Annotated in this window: 2 protein-coding genes; both read right to left on the bottom strand. The window is 55.9% G+C overall.

The genetic code is table 11. The features are described from left to right. Nucleotides 1-1,996 (bottom strand): NADH-quinone oxidoreductase subunit L (nuoL, locus tag Q0341_RS00920; RefSeq protein ID WP_299509942.1); only part of this gene is annotated, 1,996 nt, incomplete at its 3' end. 7 nt (nt 1,997-2,003) lie between these two features. Further along, entirely contained in the window at nt 2,004-2,312 is a 309-nt protein-coding gene (gene nuoK / locus Q0341_RS00925) for an NADH-quinone oxidoreductase subunit NuoK (RefSeq protein WP_100119811.1), read from the bottom strand. Nucleotides 2,313-2,385: the final 73 nt, after the last annotated feature.

The raw sequence follows: 2,385 nt of genomic DNA on the forward strand, positions 1-2,385 counted from the left end.
CACCCAAAATCATGACCAGGGCGTAGTGGTACAAGAAGCCCGACTGGAACAAGCGCACGACGCCAGACACCCAACCCACGACTTTCCAGGAACCGTTGACGAAGAAGCCGTCAATGATGGCGCGGTCACCCACTCGCCACAACAGGCTTCCCAAACCTCTTGCGCCCTTGGCCAAGATGTTCTCGTTGATCCAGTCCATGAAGTACTTGTTCTCCAGGACAACGATCAGCGGACGAAGAGCACGGGCAAAGAACGCCGGCACTTTGGGGTTGATCAGGTACATGTACCAAGCCGACACCACGCCAGCCAAAGCCAACCAGAAGGGGGCCATGCTCATGCCGTGCAGAGCCATGGCCACAGGGCCGTGGAACAACTCACCCAACTGCTGCATGGCGGGATGCTTGACGGCATCGATGAAGATCACGTCTTTGAAAAAGTCGCCGTACAGCATGGGACCAATCGTCATGTAGCCGATCACCACCGAGGGAATGGCCAGCAAGACCAGCGGAACCGTCACCACCCAAGGTGACTCGTGGGGTTTGTCATGGCCGTGATCATCATGACCATGGTGGTCGTCATGGCCATGGTGCGCGTCCGGGTTTTGGTCGTAACGCTCTGGTCCGTGGAAGACCAAGAAGTACATGCGGAACGAATAGAAGGCCGTGACAAACACACCCGCAAGCACGGTAAAGTTGGCAAAACCAGCCGCAGGCAAGGTGCTCAGGTGCACGGCTTCGATGATGCTGTCCTTGGAGTAAAAACCCGAGAACAAAGGGGTGCCGATCAGGGCCAAGGACCCCAGCAAGGATGTGATCCAAGTGATGGGCATGTACTTGCGCACACCACCCATCCAGCGGATGTCCTGGTTGTGGTGCATGCCCATGATGACCGAGCCGGCACCGAGGAACAGCAGCGCCTTGAAGAAGGCGTGCGTCATCAGGTGAAACACCGCCACCGAGTAAGCCGATGCGCCCAGCGCCACAGTCATGTAGCCCAGTTGCGACAAAGTGGAATAAGCCACCACGCGCTTGATGTCGTTTTGAATGATGCCCATGAAGCCCATGAACAGCGCTGTGATCGAGCCGATCACCATCATGAAGTTCAGGGCCGAATCGGACAACTCAAACAGGGGCGACATGCGCGCCACCATGAAGATACCGGCTGTGACCATGGTGGCCGCGTGAATCAGCGCCGAGATGGGCGTGGGGCCTTCCATCGAATCAGGCAGCCAAACGTGCAGAGGGAACTGCGCCGATTTGCCCATGGCACCGATGAAAAGGCAGATGCAGATCACCGTGATCAGCATGGCGTCCATGCCGAAGATGTACCAAGGAAAATTGATAGTTGCCAACTCGTTGGCTTTTGCGAACAGTTCGGTGTAGTTGAGCGTGTCGGCGTAGGCCGCAATCAGGCCAATGCCGATGATGAAACCAAAGTCGCCCACGCGGTTGACCAAAAAGGCTTTCATGTTGGCGAAGATGGCGGTCGGTTTGTTGTACCAAAAACCGATCAGCAAATACGACACCAAGCCCACGGCTTCCCAGCCAAAGAACAGCTGCAGCAAGTTGTTGCTCATCACCAGCATCAGCATGGCAAAGGTGAACAAAGAGATGTAGGCAAAAAAGCGGTTGTAACCTTCGTCCTCGTCCATGTAGCCGATGGTGTAGATGTGCACCATGAGCGATACAAAGGTGACGACACACATCATCATGGCTGTGAGGCTGTCGATCATGAAACCGACTTCCATCTTCAGGCCACCCACCACCATCCAGGTGTAGATGCTGTCGTTGAAGCGTGCGCCATCAATGACGCTGATGAGCGTCATGGCCGACAGGACAAAAGCCACGAGCACGCCCAAAATGGTGAAGGTGTGGGACAGGCGGCGGCCAATCCAGTTGCCACCGAATTGGGTACCCCAAATACCGGCCAACAAAGCGCCAGCCAGTGGGGCCAGGGGAATGGCCAGCAATGTGCTGGCGATGAGGGTCTGACTCATATTCTTATTAACCCTTGAGCGAATTGAGTTCGTCCACGTTGATGTTGTTCTTGTTGCGGAACAACAGCACCAGGATGGCCAGGCCAATGGCCGATTCGGCCGCCGCCACCGTGAGGATGAAGAAAACGAACACCTGGCCGTGCATGTCACCCAGGTAGTGTGAGAAGGCCACAAAGTTCATGTTCACTGCCAGCAGCATCAGCTCGATGGCCATGAGCAAAACAATCAGGTTCTTGCGGTTCAAAAAGATACCAATCACGGCCAATGCAAACAGCATCGCGCCAAGCGACAGGAAGTGTCCCAAAGTGAGTGTCATCATTTGCTTTCCTCCGCAGGGGGCTGCAGGTGCCACAGGCGCTGGGGCGGCCTGAGTGGCGCCCATCTTGACC

It is taken from the genome of uncultured Limnohabitans sp., assembly GCF_937889215.1.
Classification (GTDB): domain Bacteria; phylum Pseudomonadota; class Gammaproteobacteria; order Burkholderiales; family Burkholderiaceae_C; genus Limnohabitans_A.